24 protein-coding genes are annotated in these 23,600 nt (G+C 70.4%); 9 read left to right on the forward strand and 15 right to left on the reverse strand.

The window, feature by feature from the left end:
* Positions 1–24 precede the first annotated feature (24 nt).
* From AB8M46_RS25140 to AB8M46_RS25175, 8 genes are all read right to left on the reverse strand, one after another.
* On the reverse strand, positions 25–636 hold the full coding sequence (locus tag AB8M46_RS25140) for a flavodoxin family protein (protein WP_037344339.1): 612 nt from the start codon (positions 634–636) through the stop codon (positions 25–27).
* Complete coding sequence (locus AB8M46_RS25145) at positions 633–1,940, reverse strand: UDP-glucose dehydrogenase family protein (RefSeq protein WP_394361807.1); 1,308 nt, start codon at positions 1,938–1,940, stop codon at positions 633–635. Before AB8M46_RS25145 ends, AB8M46_RS25140 begins: the two co-directional genes overlap by 4 nt.
* The gene (locus AB8M46_RS25150; protein WP_394361808.1) at positions 1,933–2,871 is read right to left on the reverse strand and encodes a glycosyltransferase family 9 protein; all 939 of its coding nucleotides are present in this window, start codon (positions 2,869–2,871) and stop codon (positions 1,933–1,935) included. The genes AB8M46_RS25145 and AB8M46_RS25150 overlap by 8 nt, the downstream gene beginning before the upstream one ends.
* A complete protein-coding gene (locus AB8M46_RS25155; protein ID WP_038515187.1) occupies positions 2,868–3,554 on the reverse strand; it encodes an SDR family oxidoreductase in 687 nt (228 codons plus the stop codon). Before AB8M46_RS25155 ends, AB8M46_RS25150 begins: the two co-directional genes overlap by 4 nt.
* A complete protein-coding gene (locus AB8M46_RS25160) occupies positions 3,554–4,912 on the reverse strand; it encodes a PfkB family carbohydrate kinase (RefSeq protein ID WP_394361809.1) in 1,359 nt (452 codons plus the stop codon). The genes AB8M46_RS25155 and AB8M46_RS25160 overlap by 1 nt, the downstream gene beginning before the upstream one ends.
* Entirely contained in the window at positions 4,909–5,472 is a 564-nt protein-coding gene (locus AB8M46_RS25165) for an SIS domain-containing protein (RefSeq protein WP_037344347.1), read from the reverse strand. Before AB8M46_RS25165 ends, AB8M46_RS25160 begins: the two co-directional genes overlap by 4 nt.
* A 16-nt stretch (positions 5,473–5,488) precedes the next feature.
* A complete protein-coding gene (locus AB8M46_RS25170; protein ID WP_394361810.1) occupies positions 5,489–7,111 on the reverse strand; it encodes a carbamoyltransferase in 1,623 nt (540 codons plus the stop codon).
* A gap of 274 nt (positions 7,112–7,385) precedes the next feature.
* Positions 7,386–8,345: an NAD-dependent epimerase/dehydratase family protein gene (locus tag AB8M46_RS25175; protein ID WP_394361811.1), complete on the reverse strand. Its 960-nt coding sequence runs from the start codon at positions 8,343–8,345 to the stop codon at positions 7,386–7,388.
* Positions 8,346–8,415: 70 nt separating this feature from the next.
* On the opposite strand from AB8M46_RS25175, the gene AB8M46_RS25180 reads away from it, so the two are divergent.
* Genes AB8M46_RS25180 through AB8M46_RS25190 form a run of 3 tightly spaced genes read left to right on the forward strand, consistent with a single transcriptional unit; the run spans position 8,416 to position 11,067 of the window.
* The gene (locus AB8M46_RS25180) at positions 8,416–9,303 is read left to right on the forward strand and encodes a polysaccharide pyruvyl transferase family protein (protein WP_394361812.1); all 888 of its coding nucleotides are present in this window, start codon (positions 8,416–8,418) and stop codon (positions 9,301–9,303) included.
* Complete coding sequence (locus AB8M46_RS25185; RefSeq protein WP_394361813.1) at positions 9,300–10,172, forward strand: glycosyltransferase family 2 protein; 873 nt, start codon at positions 9,300–9,302, stop codon at positions 10,170–10,172. Before AB8M46_RS25180 ends, AB8M46_RS25185 begins: the two co-directional genes overlap by 4 nt.
* Positions 10,162–11,067 carry a glycosyltransferase family 2 protein gene (locus AB8M46_RS25190; protein WP_394361814.1) on the forward strand — a complete coding sequence of 302 codons (906 nt, stop codon included), beginning with the start codon at positions 10,162–10,164 and terminating at the stop codon, positions 11,065–11,067. Before AB8M46_RS25185 ends, AB8M46_RS25190 begins: the two co-directional genes overlap by 11 nt.
* A 19-nt stretch (positions 11,068–11,086) precedes the next feature.
* On the opposite strand, the gene AB8M46_RS25195 is transcribed toward AB8M46_RS25190, so the two are convergent.
* From AB8M46_RS25195 to AB8M46_RS25210, 4 genes are all read right to left on the reverse strand, one after another.
* Positions 11,087–12,304, reverse strand: a complete 1,218-nt coding sequence (locus AB8M46_RS25195) for a glycosyltransferase (protein ID WP_394361815.1) — start codon at positions 12,302–12,304, stop codon at positions 11,087–11,089.
* Between the two features lie 29 nt (positions 12,305–12,333).
* Positions 12,334–13,299, reverse strand: a complete 966-nt coding sequence (locus AB8M46_RS25200; RefSeq protein WP_394361816.1) for a glycosyltransferase — start codon at positions 13,297–13,299, stop codon at positions 12,334–12,336.
* Between the two features lie 28 nt (positions 13,300–13,327).
* Positions 13,328–13,759, reverse strand: coding sequence for a DUF4383 domain-containing protein (locus tag AB8M46_RS25205; RefSeq protein ID WP_037344364.1), 432 nt, complete (start codon positions 13,757–13,759; stop codon positions 13,328–13,330).
* A gap of 76 nt (positions 13,760–13,835) precedes the next feature.
* The gene (locus AB8M46_RS25210; protein ID WP_394361817.1) at positions 13,836–13,973 is read right to left on the reverse strand and encodes a hypothetical protein; all 138 of its coding nucleotides are present in this window, start codon (positions 13,971–13,973) and stop codon (positions 13,836–13,838) included.
* Positions 13,974–14,155: 182 nt separating this feature from the next.
* Between AB8M46_RS25210 and AB8M46_RS25215 the strand changes: the two genes are divergently transcribed.
* Together AB8M46_RS25215 and AB8M46_RS25220 are read left to right on the forward strand one after the other, a co-directional pair.
* Entirely contained in the window at positions 14,156–14,848 is a 693-nt protein-coding gene (locus tag AB8M46_RS25215; protein ID WP_394361818.1) for a methyltransferase, read from the forward strand.
* On the forward strand, positions 14,832–15,047 hold the full coding sequence (locus tag AB8M46_RS25220) for a CDGSH iron-sulfur domain-containing protein (RefSeq protein WP_125737701.1): 216 nt from the start codon (positions 14,832–14,834) through the stop codon (positions 15,045–15,047). Before AB8M46_RS25215 ends, AB8M46_RS25220 begins: the two co-directional genes overlap by 17 nt.
* On the opposite strand, the gene AB8M46_RS25225 is transcribed toward AB8M46_RS25220, so the two are convergent.
* From AB8M46_RS25225 to AB8M46_RS25235, 3 genes are read right to left on the reverse strand one after another with little or no spacing between them, the layout of a single operon-like run.
* Positions 15,015–16,025, reverse strand: a complete 1,011-nt coding sequence (locus AB8M46_RS25225) for an iron-containing redox enzyme family protein (RefSeq protein WP_394361819.1) — start codon at positions 16,023–16,025, stop codon at positions 15,015–15,017. The genes AB8M46_RS25220 and AB8M46_RS25225 overlap by 33 nt on opposite strands.
* 18 nt (positions 16,026–16,043) lie before the next feature.
* A complete protein-coding gene (locus tag AB8M46_RS25230) occupies positions 16,044–17,141 on the reverse strand; it encodes a glutamate--cysteine ligase (RefSeq protein WP_394361820.1) in 1,098 nt (365 codons plus the stop codon).
* Entirely contained in the window at positions 17,141–18,655 is a 1,515-nt protein-coding gene (locus tag AB8M46_RS25235; RefSeq protein WP_394361821.1) for an FAD-dependent oxidoreductase, read from the reverse strand. The genes AB8M46_RS25230 and AB8M46_RS25235 overlap by 1 nt, the downstream gene beginning before the upstream one ends.
* Positions 18,656–18,729: 74 nt before the next feature.
* On the opposite strand from AB8M46_RS25235, the gene AB8M46_RS25240 reads away from it, so the two are divergent.
* The 4 genes from AB8M46_RS25240 (at position 18,730) to AB8M46_RS25255 (ending at position 23,572) form a co-directional block, all read left to right on the forward strand.
* Positions 18,730–20,028, forward strand: a complete 1,299-nt coding sequence (locus tag AB8M46_RS25240) for an acetyl-CoA carboxylase biotin carboxylase subunit family protein (RefSeq protein ID WP_394361822.1) — start codon at positions 18,730–18,732, stop codon at positions 20,026–20,028.
* A gap of 3 nt (positions 20,029–20,031) precedes the next feature.
* Positions 20,032–22,056, forward strand: a complete 2,025-nt coding sequence (locus tag AB8M46_RS25245) for a CocE/NonD family hydrolase (protein WP_394361823.1) — start codon at positions 20,032–20,034, stop codon at positions 22,054–22,056.
* Positions 22,043–22,966 (forward strand): alpha/beta hydrolase, encoded by a 924-nt coding sequence (locus AB8M46_RS25250; protein ID WP_394361824.1) that lies wholly within the window; start codon positions 22,043–22,045, stop codon positions 22,964–22,966. Before AB8M46_RS25245 ends, AB8M46_RS25250 begins: the two co-directional genes overlap by 14 nt.
* A 150-nt stretch (positions 22,967–23,116) precedes the next feature.
* Complete coding sequence (locus tag AB8M46_RS25255; RefSeq protein ID WP_394361825.1) at positions 23,117–23,572, forward strand: DUF6098 family protein; 456 nt, start codon at positions 23,117–23,119, stop codon at positions 23,570–23,572.
* Positions 23,573–23,600: the final 28 nt, after the last annotated feature.

The following is a 23,600-nucleotide window of genomic DNA, read 5'->3' on the forward strand; positions in this document are numbered from 1 at the left end:
CCGGCCGTCAACCACACCTCGGGGTCAGGACGCGGGGTACTGGCGCTCGCGCAGCAGATTCGCCAGGTGGATCGCGTTACGCGCCAGGGTCGCGTTGGTCGACGCGACCGCTTCGGGCGTTTCGTCGAGGTCGTTGTAGTCCCCGCCCTTCATCGCCTCGCCGTTCCAGTAGGTCCCGCCCTGGGCGGGCACGGTGAATCCGATGTCGTTGAGGGCCTGGAAGAGGTCGGCGGTGATCTTGTGCGCGCCGTCCTCGTTGCCGACGACGGCGGTGACGCCGACCTTGCCGAACATCGCGGGCCTGCCCTCGTCGTCCGTTTCGGACAGTTCGGCGTCGAGCCGCTCCAGCACCCGCTGCGCCACGCTGGACATGTGGCCGACCCAGGTCGGCGTCGAGATCAGCAGGATGTCGGCGGCGGCGATCTTGCGGCGGATCTCCGGCCAGGCGTCGCCGTCGCCCATGTCGCCCTCCACCCCCGGTTTGACGTCGTGGTCGACGACGCGCACGAGTTCGCCGGTGGCGCCGTGCCCGGCCAGTTCGTCCAGAAGCTGCTGCGCGATCAAGGCGCTGCTCGACGGGGCGGGCGACGGTTTGAGCGAGCACACCAGTGCGAGGGCCTTCAACGGCTGGGTCATCCTGTCCTCCTGTTCGGATCGGTGCCGAGTCCCGTGTGGACGAAGCCCGCCGCGCCGACGGTCGCCGGGTCCAGGAGATTCCTGGCGTCGACGACGACGGCGCGTTCGGTGGCGGCGGCGAGCCGGTCCCAGTCGAGCTCGCGGAACTCGGGCCACTCGGTGAGCACGACCAGCGCCGCCGCGTCCTTCGCCACCAGGTACGGGTCGTCGACGACCTGGACGGTGTCCGGTTCGACGGCTTCGACGCCGGGGTCGTACGCGGTCAGCACCGCGCCGCTCCTGGCGAGCTCCCGCGCGACCGCGAGCGCGGGGGAATCACGCAGATCCCCGGTTCCCGCCTTGAACGCCAGTCCGAGCAACCCGATACGGATGCCCGAGAGCGAGCCGTCCGAAACCCCGGTGATCGCGCGGCGGATCTTCCGCACCACGGCCGCCCGCTGACGGGCGTTGGCCTTCATGGCGTCACGGAGGATGCCGAAGTCGACCCCCGCGTGTTCGGCGGTCCGCAGCAGCGCGGCGGTGTCCTTGGGCAGGCACGAGCCGCCCCAGCCGGGGCCGGGGACGAGGAAGGCCGGTCCGATGCGGGAATCGAGCCCCATGAGCCGCCCGACGTCGCGGATGTCGGCGCCGTAGTGCTCGCAGAGTTCGGCGAGGACGTTCACATAGGACACTTTCAGCGCCAGGAACGCGTTGCTGGCGTACTTCGCGAGCTCGGCGCTCGCCGGATCGGTGAACCACACCGGTGCGTTCGTCTCCCCGTACAAGGCGGCGACGCGCTCCGCGGCCGTCCTGTTCCCGGGGACCGAGCCGAGGACGACCCGGTCGGGCTGCAAGAAATCTTCGACGGCGTGCCCCTCGCGGAGGAATTCGGGATTGCTCACCACGGGCAGGTCCGGCCCGAGCGATTCCGTCAGCCGGGCCCCGGTGCCGACCGGCACGGTCGACTTGGTGACGACGACGCAGCCGGGCGCGAGCAGTCCGGGCAGCGTGGCCACGACCTCGTCCAGCATCCGGACGTCGGCGTCACCGTTCTCCCCTTTCGGCGTGGGCAGGCAGAGCAGCACGAAGTCCACATCGGACAGTTCTTCCGGTGCGCCGGTGAAGCGGAGCCGCCCGCAGCCCAGCCCGTCCCGGACCAGTTCCGTCAGCCCCGGTTCGGCGATGGCGACCTCGCCCCGGTTCAGCTCGTCCACTTTGGACAGATTGTTGTCGACGCAGACCACCTGGTGGCCCAGATGAGTGAAGCACGCCGCGCTGGTGAGCCCGACGTACCCGGCGCCGATCACCCCCACCCGCTCAACCACGGGAGGCTCCCGTCCGGAGCAGGTCTTCGGCCGCGGTGAGGACGCGTTCCTCCCGCAACAGCAGCAGCCCCGGATCCGGCGCGCCACCATGCGGGTCGCCGACGTCGCCCACCCAGAGGACCGTATGCCGCCGGTCGCCGGCAGGCGGGCCCCAGAGCCGCGGCGGGGTCGGCCCGAACAGCAGCACCGACGGCGTCCCGTACGCGGTGGCGAGGTGGCCGACACCGGTGTCGCCGCAGATCACCAACCGTGCCTCGGCCACGGTCGCCGCCAGCTCGGCGAGCCCGCCGCCCACGAGAGCCGCGTCGCCGGGAAGCCCGGCCTCCTCGACGATCGCGCGGACGAGGGGCGCTTCCGGCGCGCTTCCCGTGACGACCACCCGATGCCGGGCGGAGAGCTCCCGCGCCACCCGCGCGTACCGGTCCGGCGGCCAGCGCCGGGCGGCGAAGGCGGCACCGGGGTGGATCACCACCGCGTCCGCCGCCGGGCTGGGGCCGGGCGGCGGGGGCAGCGCGAGGTCGTCCCGGTCGGCCGGGATGCGCGCGGCCTCGAGCAGACGGCACCAGCGGTCGACCTCGTGCGCCTCGGCTGGCCAGTCGGGGCCGTCGACGCCGGGGAAGTCCGTATGCCGGTGGGTGATCAGTTCCAGCGGATCCTGGGCGAGCAGGTCGTGGATGCTCTCCGGGCCGCGGCCGTGCAGGTTCACCGCCAGCCGCGGCGGCTCGCCGGGCCAGGACAGTTCGCCGAGCCCGGCCGTCGGGAGCAGCTCGTCCACGGCGTCGATCAGCTCGACGAGATCGCGCAGGTTCTCCGGCGCGGCGAGGACGAGCCGTTCGTCGTCGAAGGCGCGGCGCAGGGCCCGCAGGGCGGGGACCGCGGTGAGCAGGTCCCCCAGGCCGAGGGCGCGCAGCACGAGGATGCCACCGGTCACGGCCAGGACCCCTCTTCCGAAGCGCACACCACGAGCTCGCGGACTTCGCAGCCGGGCGGCTGGGAGAGGGCGAAGACCACCGAGGCCGCGACGTGCTCGGGCTGGTTGAGTTTCGCGTCCGGCGGCGGCTTGTACTGCTCGGCCCGGTCGTCGAAGAACGCCGTGTGCATCCCACCGGGGACGAGCAGCGTCACCCCGACCCGGCCCGCGAGCTCCATGGCGAGCGCCCTGGTGAAGCCGACGACGCCGAATTTCGACGCGCAATAGGCACTCGCGTCCCCGGCGACCCGCAGCCCCAGCGTCGACGCGCAGGTCACCACCGTGCCGCGGCTCAGCCGCAGATGGGGCAGCGCCGCGCGGACGACCGCGGCGGTACCGAGCAGGTTGACCCGGATCACCCGTTCCCAGTCCTCAGTGGACACTTCGTCGAGCGGGCCGCACGCGTCGGTGCCCGCCGCGGTGAAGACGCCGTCGATCCCGCCCGCCCGTTCGGCGAGTTCGTCCACGGCGCGCGCGGCCGCGGCGGAATCGGCCAGGTCAGCCCGGACGAACGCGACGTCACCCGCCGGTTCGGCGCGATCGACGACGAGCGGGGTGCCGCCCGCCTCGCGGACGGCTTCGACGGTCGCGGCACCGAGGCCGGAGGCGCCGCCGGTGATCAGGACGTTGCCGAGAGGGCGCATCATGCTCCTTCCGCCGCGGCCACCAGCCGAGTGGTGGAATAGCCGCGGATGGTCGGGATCAGGACGATTTCGCCGCCGTGCCGGCGCACCACGGCGCTTTCGGGGAGTTCGGTGTCGGCGTAGTCGCCGCCCTTGACCCAGACGTCCGGGCGCAGGCGGTCCAGCACGGCGGCCGGATCGGGTTCGTCGAACACCACGACGGCGTCGACGGAGGCGAGTTCGGTGAGCAGCCGGGCGCGGTCGCGGGCGGTCACGATCGGCCTGCCCGGCCCTTTCAGGCCGCGCACCGAGGCATCGGAGTTGAGGCACACGACGAGGGCGTCGCCCAGGGCACGCGCCTGTCGCAGCAGGGCGGCGTGGCCGGGGTGCAGCAGATCGAAACAACCACCCGTGGCCACGAGCCTGCCGCCTCGTGCGCGGACCCGTGCCGCGAAGTCGAACGCCGAAGTGCCGTGGTGGTGGGCTTCCGGTTCGGGTGAGTTGTCCACTGTGGACAGCGTGGCGGCGCCGCCGGTCGCGACGAACCGGGCCGCCGTCTCGACGCCGGCCGCGACGGCGTCGGCGGTGGCCGCGCCGTCGAGCAACGCCGCGGTGACCGCGGACGCGAAGCGGTCACCGGCGCCGCAAGTGTCCTTGGCGACGATCCCCGACGGCGGCCGGAACGTCGCGCACCGCCCGCCCTCGGTCAGCACCGCGCCGTGCGCGCCCGTGGTGACGGTGACCGCGTCGGCCTTCCACAGTGCGTGCACCCGTTTCGCCAGCTCCCCGGCGTCGGCGCGGCTCTCGGTGAGCTGCTCGGCTTCGGCGAGATTCGGGGTGGCCAGCGTGACTCCCGCGACGGGCTCGCTCCCGCGGGGATGCGGATCCCAGACGACGGGGATCGTGCCCGCCAGTTCGGCGAGCAGCGCGCGGATCTCCGGATGACCGGTCACGCCGCGGCCGTAGTCGGCGACGAGGATCGCGCCCGCCGACCGCAGCGCCGTCCGGACGCCGGAGGTGAGCGGCGAGAACTCGGCCCTGCCGTCACCGCTGTCGAGCCGGACCAGTGACTGCCCCGCGACCCGCACCCGCTTCTTGGTGACGGTGGTGCCGTCCAAGGGCATCGGCACCACGCGGACCTCGTGTTCCAGCAGCCCGGTCAGGGCCCGTCCGGCCGGGTCGTCACCCAGCGGGGTGACCAGCACGACCTCGGCGGTGGACCGGGCCGCGAGCAACGCGGCCAGCCCGGCACCGCCCGGCCGCCGCCATTCCCGGACCAGGTCGACCACCGGGACCGGCGCGTCCGGGCAGAGGCGGTCCGACGTGCCGTCGACGTCGACGTCCAGGAAGGCGTCGCCCAGGACGACCAGCGGCCTCACGTGGGCACCCCGAGCGCGTCGTCCAGCGCGGTGCACAGGGCGTGCACGAGCGCGAGGTGGACCTCCTGCACGGTCGCCATCGACGGTGCCTCCACCGGGATCGCGTCGGAGCACAGCGCGGCCAGCGGATTGGGGGAAGGCCCGGTGATCGCCCAAGTGGTGACGCCGAGTTCGTGGGCGGCCTTCGCGGCCGCGACGACGTTCTGGCTGCCGCCGCTGGTGGAAAGGCAGACGAGGATGTCGCCGGGGCGGCCATGCGCCCGCACCTGCCGGGCGAACACCTCGTGCTCGCCGTAGTCGTTGACGATCGCCGTCACGGCCGAGGTGTCCGCGTGCAGGGCGATCGCCGAGAACGGCTGCCGGTCGTTGCGGAACCGGCCCACCAGCTCGCCGGTGAGATGCTGCGCTTCGGCGGCGCTCCCGCCGTTGCCGCACGCGAGCAGCCGTCCGCCGGAGGACAGCACGGCGGCCAGCTGGTCACCCCAGCCACGGATCTTCGGCGACCAGGAAGCGGACTTCCCGGCGGCCTCGCTCAAAGCCGCGAAGTGTTCTTCGATCACGACACTCCTCCAAAGGTCAGGGACGGCGGACCACGAACGGTCCGAGGGCGAGCAGGTCGATGGGGGCCGAACCGAAGCACTCCAAGGCGTCCCTGGGGGAATCGACCATCGGCCTGCCCGCGGTGTTGAGACTGGTGTTGACCACGGCGGGGACGCCGGTGCGGCGTTCGAACGCGCCGAGCATCCGGGCCACGAGCGGCTCGTCGTCCGCGTCGACCGTCTGCACCCGGGCCGTACCGTCGACATGGGTGACGGCCGGGATACGGTCCCTCCATTGTGGAGCGACGTCGTGGACGAAAAGCATGTAGGGACTGGGAAGCGGGCCGCGGGAGAAGATCTCGCCCGCGCGTTCGGCGAGCACCATCGGGGCGACCGGGCGGAACTGTTCGCGGCCCTTGACGTCGTTCAGCCGTTCCAGATTGGTCTCGTGCCCGGGATGCGCGAGCAGCGACCGATGGCCGAGCGCGCGCGGGCCGAACTCGGACCGGCCCTGGAACCAGGCCACGATCCGGTTTTCGGCCAGTGCTTCGGCGACGGCCTCGGCGACGTCGTCCGGTCGCTCGTAGCGCACGTTCGCGGTCTTGAGCGCGTTCTCCAGCTGGTCGTCGGTCCAGCCGCGGCCGAGATCCGCGCCGGTCATCGGGCCGCCGCGGTCGCCGAATTCCGCGGCGAGCTCCAAAGCCGCGCCGAGCGCGGTGCCGGCGTCACCGGCGGCGGGCTGGACCCAGATCCGGTCGAACGGTCCCTCGGCGTGGAGCCGGGTGTTGGCGACGCAGTTGAGCGCGATCCCGCCCGCCAGCGCGAGGTCGTCGTGCCCGGTGTGCTCGTGGAGCTTGGTCGTCAGGTCGAGCAGGACGTCCTCCAGGCACCGCTGCACGCTCGCGGTCAGGTCGGCGTGGACCTGCCCCGGTTCCTGGCCGGGCTCGACGGCGGGAGCGAACGACGCCCAGTCGATCTCGTCGGTGCGGAACCCCATCCCGTTGGTGTGCACGCTTTCCGCGATCCGGTCGAGGAAGCGGGGCTTGCCGTAGGAGGCGAGGGCCATCACCTTGTACTCGTCACTGGACCGGGCGAAACCGAGATGCTCGGTCAGATCCTCGTACATCAGCCCGAGGGAGTGGGGGAGGCGTTGCTCGGCGAGCTCCTCGAACTTGCCGTCGCGGTACTCGCCCGCGAGATAGGACGTGCTCTCCCCACGACCGTCGGCGACCAGCACCGCGCAGTCGTCGAACGGCGCGGCGAGCGCGGCCGAGGCGGCGTGCGCGACGTGGTGCCGGACGAAGCGGACGGTCGTGGGATCCAGCCCCGGCAAGGCCGCCTTGAGGAACGCGGGAGCCCGGCGGGCGAAGTCGGTGCGGAGACATTCGTTCTTCCCGTCGTGCCCCGCCATGCCCGGCTCCACGAGCGCCGGATCGTAGGAATAGCCGACGGCGTCGAGATCCTGAGCGGAGATCCCGGCCTCGGCCAGGCACCACGCGGCGGCCTCGACGGGCTGTTCCCAAGCGGAGAACGGCACCGGTCGTTTGCCGTGTTTGCGGCGGCTGAACCGTTCTTCCTCCGCCGCCGCCACGATTTCGCCATCGACGACCAGGGCCGCGGCCGGGTCGTGGAAGACGGCGTTGACACCGAGTATGCGCACCGGGCCACCTCTCCGGTCGGGGCCGCGGGCCGTGACCCGCGCTTACTCCTGTAGCGCTACCCGGTGCGTTCGGGGATAAACGATGCGGCGCAAAAGCCCAGGACGTCGCTACTGAGCGAAGCGTCTCTAGGGGGAAATGGGGGAGGCGGCACGTGTGATCAGATGGACGACACGCGTGACTGGACGGACGACACGCGCCTGATTCGGAACCGGCCCCGAGTCGTCCGCCTGGACACGTGTGTCGTCCGTTTGATCACGCGTGTCGGCCATTCAGTCACGCGCCGACGGCCGGGTACGGGCCCGATCCCTGCCGCGTGAACCAGGCGACGGTGCGCGGAAGTCCTTCCGCCAGTGCGACCTCCGGCTCCCAGCCGAGTTCGCTGCGGGCGCGGGAGATGTCCGGGCACCGGCGGGCCGGATCGTCGACGGCGGCGTCGACGTATTCGATCCGGGACGCGCTGCCGGTGACGGCCAGGATCTCCTCCGCGATCCGCAGCACGGTGAGTTCGTGCGGGTTGCCGAGGTTCACCGGGCCGGGCACGTCGGAAGCGGCGAGCGCGATCAGGCCGCGGACGGTGTCGTCGACGTAGCAGAGGGACCGGGTCTGGCCGCCGGTGCCGGTCACGGTGAGCGGCGCGCCCGCGAGCGCCTGCCCGATGAACGTCGGGATCATGCGGCCGTCGTCGGGACGCATACGAGGACCGTAGGTGTTGAAGATCCGCGCTATACCGGTGTTCACGTCCCGCTCCCGGCGCATGGCCGAAGTGAGCGCCTCGGCGTACCGCTTGGCTTCGTCGTAGACGCTGCGCGGCCCGATCGGGTTCACGTGCCCCCAGTACTCCTCGCGCTGCGGATGCTCCCGCGGATCGCCGTAGACCTCGCTCGTCGACGCGAGGACGAACCGGGCGCCGTCGCGTTCGGCGATGTCCAGCGCCCGTTCGGTGCCGTACGAGCCCGCGCGCAGCGTCTCCAGTGGAAGGCGGAGGTAGTCCCGCGGCGAGGCGGCGGACGCCAGGTGGAAGACGACGTCGAACGGGCCCGGCGCGGTCATCGGCCCGGTGACGTCACGGGAGAGGAGCCGGAATCCCGGACGGTCGAGCAGATGCGCCACGTTGACCGTGGCGGCGGTCGCGAAGTTGTCGGCCGCGACGACCTCCGCTCCCGCCTCCAGCAAACGTTCGCACAGATGCGAACCGACGAAACCCGCGCCCCCGGTCACCAGCGCTCTGTCCATGGCGAGTGGCTACCCGGTGCGGGCCCGGAAAAAACCGTGTGAACGCGGAGAAGCCGGGTAAGTCTCGGGTATGCGTGCATTGGTTATCGGCTGGGCCAGCTTCCGCCACGGCGAGGCCACCGCGGGAGACGTGCTCAGCATGCGCAGGGTCGACGAGGCGTTGTCCACCATGGGGATGGAACACGATCTGGCGTGGAGCGCGGTCTACCGGCCCGGGGACGTCAACTACGAAGAGGTGGATCCGGCCCGGTACAGCCACGTGGTCTTCGTCTGCGGGCCGGCGCACGGATGGCAGATCCGGGAGGTGCACCGGCGCTTCGCCCATTGCCACCGGATCGCGGTCGGGGTGTCGGTGATCGACCCGGAGGACGACACGGTCACCGGGTTCGACCAGGTTTTCCCACGGGATCAGGAGAAGGTCGGCGCGCCGGATCTCTCCCTCGGTGTGCCGACCGACCAGGTGTTGGTGACCGGCGTGATCCTGGCACCGCCGCAACGGGAGTACGGCGATTCCGGTCGCCACGCGGAGGTGCACGCGTCGGTGCGCGAGTGGATCGCCGGGGTGGATTGCGCCCGGGTGCCGCTCGACACGCGGCTGGCGTCGTCGGATTGGGAACGCTGCGAGACACCGGATCAGTTCACCTCGATCCTGTCGCATCTGGACGTCGTGGTCACGACGCGGCTGCACGGCCTGGTGCTGAGCCTCCAGGCCGGGGTGCCGGCGCTGGCCATCGACCCGGTCGCGGGTGGCGGCAAGGTCAGCGCCCAAGCCGACGCGCTCGGCTGGCCCGCGCTCGTCCCGGCCGAAGAAGCGGGGGATCGGGATGTACTCGACTCCTGGTGGCGCTGGTGTTCTTCGGTGCAGGGCCGGGCGGTGGCCGCGCTCCGCGCACTGCCCGCCGACAACGGGCTCATGCGGGACATGGTGAAGGCGCTCAAGACCAGGCCGGTCCGATGAACGCCGCTTCGACGACGGTGGTGATCGCCACCCGCGATCGAGCACCGGAACTGGAACGGACGTTGCGCGAGCTGACCGCGTTGCGGCCGGCTCCGCCGATCGTGGTGGTGGACAACGGTTCGTCCGACGGCACGGCGGTCAGGGCCGCGGCGTTCCACGGGGTACGGGTAATCCGGTTGCCGCGCAACATCGGTGTGGCGGCGCGGAATCTCGGGGTCGCGGTGGCTCGGACGCCGTATGTCGCCTTCAGCGACGACGACTCCTGGTGGGCCGAAGGTGCGCTCGCCGAAGCGGAACGGATTCTCGACACCCACGACGACGTCGGCTTGGTGGCCGCGAAAACCCTGGTGGGTGAGGAAGAACGGGAGGATCCGGTCGTCTCGATGATGGCCGCGAGCCCGCTCGGCAGGCCCGAGGGGCTTCCCGGACCGGCCGTGCTCGGCTTCCTCGCCTGTTCCGCGATCGTGCGGCGGACCGCGTATCTCCAGGCCGCCGGCTTTCATCCACTGCTGCATTTCGGCGCCGAGGAGCGTTTGCTGTCCTACGACCTGGCGGCGCGTGGCTGGTGGCTCTGTTATGCGGAGGCGGTACGCGCGCATCATCATCCGTCTTCGGTGCGGCCGTCGTCGTCCTGGCGGGAGCGTGCCGAACTCCGCAACCGCATGCTGATCACGGTGATGAGGCGGCCACTGCGCCGATGCCTCGCCGAGGCCTTCCGGACGCTGGCCAGGGCGCCGCGGGAGCCACGCGTACTCGGCGCGCTCGCCGGGGTGGTGCGGCGCCTGCCGTGGGCGCTCGCCGACAGACAGCGGCTGCCCGCTTCGGTGGAACGCCGGATCCGGGTACTGGAACACGCCCATGGAGGATGAAGTGAAGGACCGGATCACGGTCGTGGTGATCACGCACAACCGTCGGGCGCAGTTGCTGGAGACGCTCGCCTCGATGACCGCGCTCCCCGACGCGGCGCCGATCGTGCTGGTGGACAACGCTTCCACCGACGGCACCGCGGACGCCGTCGAAGAACGGTTCCCCTCCATCCGGCTGATCCGCGCGCCGCGGAATCTCGGCGCCGTCGCGCGCAATCTCGCCGTCCGCGAAGTGGAGACGCCGTATGTCGCCTTCTGCGACGACGACACCCGATGGCAGCCTGGGGCCCTGCGCCGCGCCGCCGATCGGCTCGACGCGTTTCCCGGACTGGGCGTGGTGACCGGCCGGTGCCTGGTGGAGCCGTCCCTGACCGAAGACCCGATCACCCCGGAACTGCGCCATTCGCCGGTTCCCGGACCGGAATGGCTGCCCGGCCCCGCTCTGCTGGGCGTCATGGCTGGGCTTTCGGCCGTCCGAGTCCGCGCGTTCCACGACGTCGGCGGGTTCTCCGACCGGATGTGGCTCGGAGGAGAGGAAGAGCTGTTCGCCCTCGACCTCGCGAGCAAGGGCTGGTGGATGTGCTGGGACGAGGAGATGGTGATCCATCACGCTCCCTCGCCCGTCCGCGACCCGCGACGCCGTCGTCAGCTCGGCATCCGCAACACGCTGTGGACGTTGTGGCTGCGGCGGCCGCTCGGCAGTGTCCTGCGCCGGATGGTCGCGGTGCTGCGTTCGGCGCCCCTCGACCGGGCGACGTTCGCGGCGGTGGCGGAAGCGGTACGGGGGATTCCGTGGGTGGTGCGGGAACGGGCGGTCGTCCCGGCCGCGGTCGAGCGGGGGCTGGTCCTGCTGGAGGAATCGCAGCGGAACTCGGTCGCGCGCCGGTACGTCGGGTGACGCCCGGCGCTGCCGGACCTCAGGAAGGTGAAGCGGCCGCCGCCACTTCCGTCTCCCCGGTCAGAACACGCCCATAAGCGCGCAAGCAATCCGAAGCGACCCTGTCCCAGGAGTACCGCGCCCGCACCCGATCCGCTCCGGCGAGTCCGAACGACTCGCACAACGAAGCGTCACCGAGGAGGCGTCGCAACGCCGCCGCCAGCTCCCCGGGGCTGCGCGGAGGGACCAGCATCCCGGTTACCCCGTCGACGACCGTGTCGGTCAGCCCGCCGACGGCGGTCGCCACGACCGGGACACCGCAGGCCATCGCCTCCAGCGGCACGATGCCGAACGGTTCGTACCAAGGCGTGCAGACCACCGCGTCGGCGGAACGCAAGAGGGCGGGCATTTGCTCGCGCGACACGAGCCCGGGCAGGTGCACGCGGTCGCCGACGCCGGCCCGTTCGGCGATCGCCCGCAACCGCCGGACCTCCGGAGCCTTGTCGAGCGGCCCCCCGTCCGGGCCGCCCACGATGACCAGTTCCGTGTCCGGGAGCGGCGGCAGCGCGGCAATGGCGAGGTCGAAACCCTTGCGCGGGACCAACCTGCCGACGCTGACAATCCGGCGCCGGGCCGTCCGGTCGGCCACGCCACCATCCGGGGTGAACGTCGTCAGGTCGACTCCACACGGGACGACCGAAGCACGCGAACGCGGCAAGCCCATCCGCACGAGTTCGAAGACCTCGTCCGAGCAGGTCGCGATCACGCGGTCGGCCTGTTTGGCGATCATCCGCTCGAGCCGGATCCGGTCGTGCGGGCTCGTGTCGTTCTTACCCTGATAGCGGCGTTTCACCACGCCCAGCGCGTGAAAGGTCTGTGCCACCGGGATTCCGAGATCCTTCGCCGCGAGAATCGAAGCCAGGCCGGACATCCAGAAATGCGCGTGGACGACGTCGGGCCGGTCCTTGGCCCAGCGGGACCGCAGCACCCGGCCGAACTCGCCCATATGCGGCAGCAGCTCGTCCTTCGGCAGCTTTTTGGCCGGCCCCGCCGGAACGTGGACGACGCGGTAGCCGTCCGGCGTCTCGACGGTCGCGGCGACACGGCGGTTGTCGCGGCGTGTGTAGACGGTGACGTCGTGTCCTTGCCTGCTCAGCGCGGCGGAAAGGGCCGCGACGTGGACGTTCTGACCCCCGGCATCGGCTCCGCCCATGGCGGCGAGCGGGCTCGCGTGCTCGGAAACCATCGCGATCCTCATCGGGCTCCTTCCCTCCGCCTGCGGCGGAATCAAGCGGTCACTTCGGCCAGCAGGGCGTTCCAGCGGCTGAGGAACGCGTCGAGCCCGTAGTGGCTCAACGCGAACTCGCGCGCGGTTTTCCCCGCCAGCACGGCGAAATCGGGTTCGTGGATGAGCTCGCGATATGCCCTCGCCAACGCCTCGACGTCCGTCGAGACGGCGCCGGCGTCCGGCGGGACCGCGAGTACCGCTTCGGTGGTCGCGAGTGCCACGACCGGCATGCCCAGATGCATCGCTTCGAGCAGCGAAAGGCCCAGCGACGTCCACCTCGCGGTGTGGAGGTAGACGCGCCGCCGGGCCACCTCGGCGTGCAGCTCCCGGCTCCGCAGATCGCCGCCGGGACGGAGCGCGGGGTGCCGGCCGTGGAGTTCTTCCGCGCCGATCCCGTACACGTCGACCGGCGCGATCTCCGCGAAGGCGGGGAGCAGATCGGTTCCGGTGATCCGGCCCCGCCGCGCGGGTTCGTTGATCAGGGCCGCGCCGTGGGGCAGTTCGCCGGTGTACCGCTCACCGGGATCGGGGATCCCGTGCGGCACGACCACCGTGGGCGCGAGGCCGGAGTCCCACATCAGTTCGTTGAAATGGGTCACGTGGACCAGCGGGATGTCGTCGCGTTCGGCCAGCGGATGCCGCGTGGTGGCGGCGTGCTCCCGGGGCGTGTTGTGCTCGACGTAGACGGCGGGCACTTCCTTGCCGGGACGGCGGCGCAGCCACCGCGCGGCCAGGTGGATCTCCTCCGGCCGCTGAAGGATCACGACGTCGACGTCGAGATCCTTCAGATCATCGACCGGAATCTCCTGGGCGGAGGGCCAGTCTCGGCCGCTGAGTCCGCGACCCCACGGTCCGCCCTCTTCGAGGAGCGGAAGGAAACAGTGGTGGCCACCGCGGACGAAGGCCTCGGTCCAGGAACCGTGGACGTGCCACAGGAGAATCCGGAGCGGGGGCGTTTTCGTCATACCCGCCAAGTTGCCCGTTGTGGACGGACTAAACGTTTTCCCTTGTCTTACTTTGCTTTCGCTGGGAACTGCGAATGGACGCGACGCCCACCACGAGTGCCACGAGGGCGGTCAGCCCGTGCAGGACGTTGTCGGCCCAGCTGAGGTTGACGGCGTCACCGGCGGAATCGGTCCCCGCCGAGAGCACACCGAAGGCGGTCAAACCCGTGAACGCGACGAAAACCAGCCAGCTGTAGGCCGGGATCGCGGACGGTTTGACCACGGCGACCAGGCCGAGGACGCCGATCACGGTGCGGATGACGTCGAGCATGCCTGTCGCGCTGAAGATCCACAGCGTGTTTTCACCGACCTCGTTCGCCTCCGGGAGGAAGAAGAAGCCGAGCACACCCAGGACGAGGTGGACCAGCGCGATGACCAGCACCACCGGTCGCAGAAGGAAGCCCGTCGTACGTAGGTTCATCGGAAAGCCTCCGTTTCGCCGCGAGCCGACCGGGTACCCCGTGGTGCGGCCGTGAAAACGCGTTCGGCGGCGCGCCTCATTCGCCGGACTGCGGGTCTGTGTCGTCGTGCGGGTCTCCGGACGACGTGCCTTGCTCGCCGCGGGTCTCTTCGCGGTCTTCATGGTCGAGTTTCTCGCTGTCGGTGGAATCGTCTTTGGCGGGTCCGGTGTCCATGAGGGTCTCCTTCGTTCGGTTTCCCCAACGGTTACCCGCTTTCTCGCGTTCTAGTGATGGGGTCGTGAGTGGCGTTTCGGGTTCTAACCCGAAACGCCACTCACGACCAAGCCGACCACTGTGGACGTTTCGTGCCAGACGATCGGGGTAGCCGTGGGCAACTACGGCGAACCGGAGGGGACATGACCGCGATCTCCCAGGCAGCAACGATTCCACTCGCCCCGGCGCGGCCATGGCTGCTGCGGCCGCCGGGGGTCTATCGCCCGCAACACGACACGTGGCTGCTGGCGAGCGCGCTGAGCGCGTCGGGGATGCCCCGTGAAGCGAAAGTCCTCGACCTCTGCACCGGCACCGGCGCCCTCGCGCTGACGGCCGCGGCGCACGGCGCCAGATCGGTGACCGCCGTGGACATCTCCCGGCGGGCGCTGGCCGCGGTGTGGGTCAACGCGCGGCTGCGCCGCCTCCCGGTTCGGCCGCTTAGGGGCGGCTTGGCCGAGGCAGCGAGCGGTGGCCCGTTCGACGTCGTGCTGGCGAACCCGCCGTACGTTCCCTCGCCGATACCCGCCACCGGCGCCGCGCGGGCGTGGGACGCGGGGCCGGACGGCCGGATCGTGCTCGACCAGGTCTGTGCCCAGGCGGCCGAATTGGTGGCGCCGGGCGGCTACCTGATGATGGTCCACTCCGCGGTCTCCGGCCCCGACACGTCGTTGACGCAGTTGCGGGCGGCGGGGTTGACACCGTCGGTGGTCGCCACCCGGTCGATCCCCTTCGGACCGGTCATGCGGGCACGGGCGGCCTTCCTCGAAGCGGCGGGCCTGATCGAGGCCGAGCAAAGTCACGAGGACCTGGTGGTGATCCGTGCCGACCGGCCGTAGGACCAGGGTCCGCATCGAACCCGGCGGGCCCCTCCTGGTGGAGGGGCCGGTCGAGATCGTCACGGACGACGGCGAGACGGTGACCTCGGATCGCTTCGTGGTCGCCCTCTGCGCCTGCCGCCGCAGCAAGCGTTACCCGTTCTGCGACACGAGCCACCGCCGCCGGTCACGGCAGGGGATGCAGCGGCCGGAGGAGTGAGGTCTCCCCGGCTGACCAAGCGCCGAGCAGGTGCTCGGTCAGCCGGGTTTCCAGCAGGTCGGTGGCCTGGATGCCCAGCGCGATGTCCGCCGCCAGTCCGGGTTCCCGGTCGAGCAGATCGCCGACGACGTCGTGCCGCAGCACCTGTTCATGCACCGCGTCGGCCTCGATGTGCTCGGTGTAGAAGTGGCGGCATTCCGGTGCCGCGCCGAGACGTTCCAATGCCTGGTCCATGCGGCGGGCGGCGGGCGCGGTGGTGATCTCGGCGGCGGCGAAGTGGCCGACGAGAGCGCCACGCAGGCCACGGTGCAGGCCGAACAGCGACATCATGTTGACCGTCGCGAGCGTGCAGGCGGGGACGTGATCGAGGTAGGCGAGGTAGCCGTCCGACAGGCCGGCGGCGGTCAGCAGATCCCCGAACAGCCGGGAATGCGCCTGATCGGCCCGCCCGCCGCCGAACTCGTCGAACTCCACGGCGACCAGCGCGGCCTTGGCCCTGCCCCGCAGGCGCGGGATCACCCACGCGTGGGGATCGGCCTCCTTCAGGTGGTAGATCGACCGCTGCGCGAAGTACTCCTCGACGTGCCACCATTCGCCCTCGTCACGCAGGAAATGGGAAACGCCGCCGCCTTCGACCGGTTCGACGAGCAACTCGTCCAGCAGCCCGCCGACGTCGTCCCCGCCGGGCACGGCGGCGCGGATGCCGTCGAGGAACACGTGCTCCAGAACGGATCGGAAGGCGAGCAGCCGCGAGTCCCATTCCCACTCCGAGTCGACGCCGTCGAAGCCCTGATAGTGGAGTTCGTAGCAGACGTGCAGCGCCAGCTGGAGGTCTTCCCCGAACGGGTCGGCACCGGTCGCCACTTCGGGGTCGAAATCGTCTCGGCGTCCGCCCGCTAGGGTGTCCACCACGGCCGCCGAAAGCGGGCCGCGGATTTCAGGCAGCCTCGCGGCCACATCACGGTCGATCGTCGTCATGCCGCGCGGGTACCCGATCTAGGCGTGCGGAACCGTCTCTTCGGTCAGCATCCGCAACACCGCGATCTCTCCGTCGGCGGCGGCCCGGCGCTGCCGTTCGGCGCCGGTGCCCTCCCGTTCCAGCCGGCCGAGCAGGATGCGGACGAGGTCCGCGTCGCCCGTGTCCTCCAACGCCTGCCGCGTACGCGCCAGCAGCGCGGCGACCCGGTCGCCCGCCGGGACCGGCTTTCCCGCCACCGGGTCGACGGCGGGCCCCGAAAGCCCATGACGCGCGGCCGACCACACGGCCGCGGCGGCGATCTGCGGATCCAGCGGAGCGGCCTCCACCCCGTGGTCCAGGTCGGTGAGGGCGGTGCGCACCAGCGCGCGGGTCAGCAGGCCCTGCAGGACGGCTTCGTCCACGGTGGACGCGGTGTCGGCGGCGCGGACCTCGACCGTCGGCCACCGCGCCGACGGCCTCGCGAGCCAGAAGGTCTGGTTCTCGTCCACCAGGACCCCGCAGTCCACCAGCTTGCCGACCTGTTCCTCGTAAGCGGCGGCGTCGACGAAGTACGGGGCGATACCCGAGCCGGGGAACCGGCTCTGCTCCACCATCCGCCAGCTCTCGTAGCCGGTGTCGCGGCCGCCTGCGAAGGGCGAGTTGCCCGACAACGCCAGCAGGGTGGGCAGCCATTCACCCAGATGGTTCACGACGGCGACCGCGGTCTCCCGGTCGGGCACGCTGACGTGCACGTGGCATCCGCAGGCCTCGTAGGCCTTGACCACCCCGGCGTACAGCGCGTCGACCTTGCCGAACCGGTCGACGGCCTCGTAGTCGCGTTCGGGCGAGGGACGCGGGGGAGTGCCGGCGGCGATGATGGCGCAGTCCTCGCCCGCGGCCGCTTCGGCGAGCGTGCGGCGTCCCGCGGTCAAGTGCTCGTACAGCTCGTCGGCCGTGTCGCAGACGCCGGTGGCGGCCTCGATCTGGGTTGGACGTAGTTCCCGGTGGACCGCCGCGCCGTCCGGCAGCGGACAGCAGACGCGATGCCGTTCGAGCACCGCCTCGGCCCGGGAGCAGCTCACCCCGGTCCTCGGATCGACCAGCAGGAACTCTTCTTCGATGCCGATCCCGGTCATCACCGCTCCCGCTTCTTCGGTAGCGCGCGCACGGCCGGCCCTTGGATCACCGACCCGTCCAGCCTGAACCTCGAACCGTGGCACGGGCAGTCCCAGGTTTTCTCCGCGTTGTTGAACGCGACGAGGCAACCGAGATGGGTGCAGTGGGCGCCGACGGCGTGCAGCTCGCCACCCGGATCGCGGTAGGCGGCGACGAGTTCGCCGCCGTCGCGGGTCACCTTCGCCTCGCCGGGCGCGAGTTCGTCGAGGGAAGCGGGTTTGCGCAACGCGCTGAGGTGGTCGCCCACCAGGAATTTCGCCACGGTCGCGTTGTTCTCCACGGTCGAGATCGCCGACCGGAGGTCGAAGCGGTTCGGGTCGTACAGGCCCGCCGACGGATTGTCTCGTCCGGTGAGCAGGTCCGCGAGCAGCAGCCCGGCCGCGGTACCGCCTGTCATACCCCACTGGCCGAAACCGGTGGCGACCCAGAGGTGACGGCTGGCCGGGTGGTAGCGGCCGACGTACGGCACAGAGTCCAAAGTGGACAGATCGTGCGCGGACCACCGGTGGGTGACCCGCTGCACGCCGGCGTGCTCGCGCGCCCACGTGGCGAGCCGTTCGTAGCGGCTCTCGACGTCGACGGAGTCGCCGACCCGGTAATGCTCGCCGCCCACGACCGCGTACGGCACACCGTCGTTGAGGTAGCTCCGGACGGAGTGGTGGGTGTCGGCGTCCAGATACATCCCCTCGGGTGGGTGATTCCCCGCGACGGGTCCGGCGACCACCAGATCGCGGACCGGATCGAGCCGGGCGAAGAACAGGCCGCGGTCGAACACGGGGTAGTGGGTCGCGACCACGACCTCGCCGGCGCGCACGTCACCCGAGCTCGTGCGCACCTTGGTCCCGCCGAGTTCGTCGAGACCTTCCGCGCGTACCCCTTCGACGATCGTCCCGCCCGCGCGTTCGATTTCGGCGGCCAGCGCGAGCAGCCAGCGGCGCGGGTGGAAATGCGCCTGCGACGCGAACTTGACCGCGCCGAGGGCGGGCACGTCGAGGTCGACTTCGGTGACGTAGGAGGCCGGAAGACCCGCCTCGGCGGCCGCTTCGGCCTCCCGTTCGAGGCTTTCGACGGTTTCGGGCCTGGTCGTGTAGACGAAGCTGTCGGAGCGGGTGAACCCGCAGTCGACGCCGAGTTCGGCCGTGGCCGCCGCGATCCAATCGAGGGCGGCCGCCTGCGTGTACGCGTACATCGCGGCGGCTTCGGCGCCCTTGGTCTTGGCCAGCGTGGCGTACTTGAGCCCGTGCTGGGTACTGATCTTGGCGGTGGTGTGGCCGGAGACCCCGGCGGCGACACGGCCGGCCTCCAGTACGAGAACCGAACGCCCCGCCCTCGCCAGCCGGTACGCCGTGGTGAGCCCGGCGATACCGCCGCCGAGGACGGCGACGTCGACCTGCGGCGGCAAGGGCGTGCCGGCGCGATCGGGAGCGGGAGCCGTGTCGAGCCACAATGAACGCGTTCCGGGCAACTCCGTCATGCGGGCCGGATTCCCTCGCGGTGCAGCGGGCAAACCCTGGTTTTCCGGCCCACTTGAGTGGGTAGGCCTGGCCTATGACCACATCCTCCAGGCCCCCAGAGGAAAAGAACATCTTCGTCATCGGTCTCGACGACGCGAACGAGGAGGTGCTGAGACGAATCCCCGGTGCCGACCGGTATCGCTTCCACGCGTTGCTCTCACCGGAGGAGCTGCAGCACGGCGAGATCCCGATCGTCGAGCTCGTGGAGAAGGCGGAGGCGCATTTGGACGCCTTCTCCGAGCCGATCGACGCGATCGTCAGCTATTGGGACTTCCCGTCCTCGACGATGGTGGCGATGCTGTGCGAGAAGTACGGGCTTCCGGGAGTTTCCCTCGAGGCGGTCCTGAAATGCGAGCACAAGTACTGGAGCCGCCTCGAACAGTCGAAGGTGATCGACGAGGTGCCGTCGTTCGGCATCGTGGATCTGGACGAGGACGACCCGCGGCCGCCCGAGGGGGTCGACTACCCCATGTGGCTCAAGCCGGTGAAGTCGTTCTCCTCGGAGCTGGCCTTCCACGTCGCCGACGACGACGAGTTCGACAAGGCGGTCGCCGAGATCCGGGCGGGTGTCGACCGGGTCGGCAAACCCTTCGAGCGCGTGCTGGCCACGGTCGACCTTCCCGAAGAGGTCGCGAACGCCGGCGGGGCCGCGTGCCTCGCCGAAGGAGAGCTCAACGGCGTGCAGGCCGCGACCGAAGGCTATGTCTACAAAGGACAGGTCACGGTCTACGGGGTGCTCGATTCGATCAACTATCCCGATTCGACGTCCTTCCTGCGGCATCAGTACCCGTCGCAGCTTCCCGTGGACGCCGTCGAGCGGATGAAGGAGATCTCCGTCCGCGTGATGGAGCAGATCGGCTTCGACAACGCGACGTTCAGCATCGAGTTCTTCTGTCATCCCGAATCCGGGCAGGCATGCCTGCTGGAGATCAACCCGCGGCATTCGCAGTCCCACGCGGAACTGTTCGAGTACGTGGACGGGGTGGCGAACCACCAGATCATGGTCCGGCTGGGCCTGGGCCAGGATCCCGGAGCGCGACGGAACCGGGGCGACTACCGGATCGCGGGCAAGTGGTATTACCGCCGGTTCCGCGACGCGCTCGTCACCCGGGTGCCCACCCGCGCCGAGATCGCCGACCTGGAGGCGGAGATCCCCGGGGTGAAGATCGAGCTGGTGGCCGAGAAGGACACCCGGCTGTCCGATCTGCCCGAACAGGACAGCTACAGCTACGAGCTCGCGCACATCTTCGTGGCGGCGCAGACCGAACGGGAGATGGAGAGCAAGTACCGCCGGTGCACCGAAGCGCTGCGGTTCGAATTCGAGGAGGGGTAGCCCATGCGGACGGTGGCTTCGCTGCCGTACGAGATCACCGAGGAGGACCATGTCTGGATCCCGGTTTCCGACGGCGTCCGGCTGTCGGCCCGGATCTGGCGGCCGGTCGCCTCGGACGGCGAACCGGTTCCGGCGATCCTGGAGTACATCCCGTACCGGCACCGTGATCTGACGTCGGTGCGTGATTCGGTGCACCATCCGTACCTCGCGGGGCACGGTTACGCGTGCGTCCGCGTCGACATCCGCGGCTCGGGGGAGTCGGAGGGAATCCTCGCCGACGAGTACCTCGAACGGGAGCAACTCGACGCCGAGGACGTCCTCGAATGGATCGCCGCGCAGCCATGGTGCTCCGGCCGGACCGGCATGATGGGCATCTCCTGGGGCGGGTTCGCCGCCCTGCAGGTGGCGGCGCGCAAACCGCCGAGCCTGACCGCGATCGCGATCTCGTCGTTCACCGACGACCGGTACTCCGACGACATGCACTACATGGGTGGCTGCCTGCTGTCGGACAACGTCGCCGAAGCGTCCACGATGTTCGCCTACGCCACATTGCCGCCCGACCCCGCGCTGGCGGGGGAGCGGTGGCGCGACCTGTGGCACGAACGCCTGGAGAACTGCGGTCTCTGGGTAGGCGAATGGCTGAGCCACCAGCGGCGTGACGAATACTGGCGGCACGCGTCGGTCTGTGAGAACTACAGCGACGTCCAGGTGCCGGTCCTCGCGTCGAGCGGCTGGGCGGACGGGTACTCGAACGCGGTTTCGCGGCTGCTGGCCAATCTCGACGTGCCGCGGCGCGGACTGATCGGGCCGTGGTCGCACAAGTACCCGCATCTCGGACGGCCCGGCCCCGCCATCGGGTATCTGCAGGAACTGGTCCGCTGGTGGGACCACTGGCTGAAGGACGTCGAAAACGGCGTCATGGACGGGCCGATGCTGCAGACCTGGATGCAGGACAGCGTGCCACCGTCGACCTCGTACGAGGACCGCCCCGGCCGCTGGGTCGGGGAGCCGTCCTGGCCTTCGCCGCATGTGCGTCCGTCGGAGCATCGGCTCGCACGGCACCGGATCGCGCGACCCGGCGAGGAGGTCCCGGCGGAGGATCTGCCGGTGGAATCGCCGCTTTCGGTCGGCCAGTTCGCCGGTAAATGGGCTTCCTACAGCGCTCCGCCCGACCTGCCGTACGACCAGCGGGAAGAGGACGGCGGCTCGCTCGTCTTCGACACCGACGAGCTCGCCGAGCCGTGCGAGATCCTCGGTTCGCCGGTGGTGGATCTGGAGGTGTCGGCGGACAAGCCGGTCGCGCAGGTCGCCGTCCGGCTGTCCGACGTCGCGCCGGACGGCAGGGCCACGCGAGTGACCTACGGCCTGCTGAACCTGACCCACCGGGACGGCCACGACGACCCGGAGCCGCTCGAACCGGGTACGCGATACCGGGTGCGGGTCGAGCTCAACGCCGTCGCGCAGGCTTTCCCCGCCGGGCACCGGATCCGGCTGTCGATCTCGTCGTCGTACTGGCCGCTCGCGTGGCCTCCGCCGGAACCGGCGAGGGTGACCGTCCACACCGGACAGAGCACGTTGACGTTGCCGGTGCGGCCGATGGCCGAAGCGGACGAGGTCCCGGCTCGGCCGTTCGGGGAACCCGAAGGCACGGAACCACTGCCGGCGACCCAGGTCGAGCCCGGCGAACAGCGCTGGACCGTTTCCCGCGACCTGATCGACTACCGCTCCGCGCTCGAAATCGTGAAGAACGAAGGCAAGGTGCGGTTCGAGGACATCGATCTCGACGTCACGAGGAATGTCTTCGAGCGGTACTCGTGGGTCGCCGACGACTTCTGTTCCCCGGTGGCGGAGACGGCGTGGTCGATGACGTTCGCCCGCGGGGACTGGTCCGCGAGGTCCGAGACGCGGACCCGGGTTTCGTGCACTCCCAACGAGTTCGTGATCGACGCGCAACTCGACGCCTTCGAAGGCGAGCGTCGGACGTTCTCCCGCAACTGGCATCGGACGGTTCCCCGTGATCAGGTCTAAGACGAGTCTCACGGCGAAATCGCTGCTCGCCTGGCTGCGCCTCACCAAACGGAAGCGCACGTACGCCGAGCTCGACCGATTCCGCCGGAGCATCGAAAGCAGCCAGGCGAAGGGCGACCGGGGGCCGATCCGCGCGATCCGGCGCCGGTTCGACGTCGAGCGGTCCGAAGTGGACGGACGGCCTTGTTACACGATCCGCCCGCGCCGCGGCGGGGTCGCCAAGCACGTGCTGTACTTCCACGGTGGTGCTTACGTGCACCAGATCCAGCACGACCACTGGCGGTTCTTCGGACGGCTGATCGACCGCACCGGCTGCTCGGTCACCGTGCCGATCTACCCGCTGGCCCCGGACCATCAATGCCCGGAGGCCACCGCGTTCGTCCGTCGCGCCTACGACGAGTTCGCCGTTGCTGCCGAGCCGGAGGACCGGATCGTGATGGGGGATTCCGCCGGCGCGGGCATCGCCTTGGCGCTCACCAAGGCGTTGCGGGACGAAGGCAGGCCGGTGCCGAAGGAGACCGTCCTGCTGTCGCCGTGGCTGGACCTGACGATGAGCCATCCGGCGCAACCCGCGCTGGACGAACGCGACCCCTACCTCGCGCTCACCGGTCTGAACGAGGCGGCGAGACTCTACAGTGGACCATTGCCCCGCACCGATCCCAGGCTCAGCCCGTTGTCCGGCGACCTTTCCGGGCTCGGGGCGCTGACCGTCTACATCGGAACCAAGGACGTCCTGCTCGCCGACGCCCGGCGTCTCCACACGCTGTGCACCGAGCAAGGTGTGCCATTGGGCTATCACGAGTACGAGGGCATGATCCACGCGTGGATGCTGGCCTCGATCCCGGAAGCGAAGCTGGTGCTGGAGGAGATCGCTCATCTCGTGGATCGCTCGCTCGTGAAATCGGTGTAGTCGCGTGACGAGTGGGTAACCGGAAGACAACGGCCGGCGTAGCGAGGTTGTACGTCCACCGGCCGTGAGGTGGACCGGCGTGGGCAGCCCCGGCGGAGCAGGGACGCCGGCGCGCCGGTCACCGTGTCCACTTCTCGGCTGGAGTGCTCGATGGAACGGTTGGAGTCACTGGGGGATCTCGCCGCGCTGGTCAGGCGGCGGAAAGGACTGTACGTGCGGTGGGCGCCGACTCCCGAGCATCGTCCCGGCACGAGCCGGGACGAACTCACCGGAGCGGAACTGCCGGGACTTTCGGTGAACCCCCTCGATCCCGAACCCTGGTGGCGGGATCAGCCGCTCGAACTCTGGCTGGCCCGGCGGCTCTACGACTACTGCCACCTCAGCCACGAACGCCGTCGTGATACCAAACCCTGGGTGCTGGCGGGCCGGATCGTGGGTTCGGGTCCGGACAACGAGCCGCTGCTGACCGATCCCGAACCGGTCGGCCGGATCTCCACCGCGGTGCTCCGGGAGGCCCGGGATCTGTTGCGGGACCGGGCACGGCACGACGCGGACTGGGGCCCGTTGCGCCGCCCGCCGGAACTGAAGCCGGGCTTGAAGCCGTAAGACGCGTGCTCGGGGCCGTAACTCGCGT

The organism is Amycolatopsis sp. SB7-3 (assembly GCF_041021335.1).
Classification (GTDB): Bacteria; Actinomycetota; Actinomycetes; order Mycobacteriales; family Pseudonocardiaceae; genus Amycolatopsis; species Amycolatopsis japonica.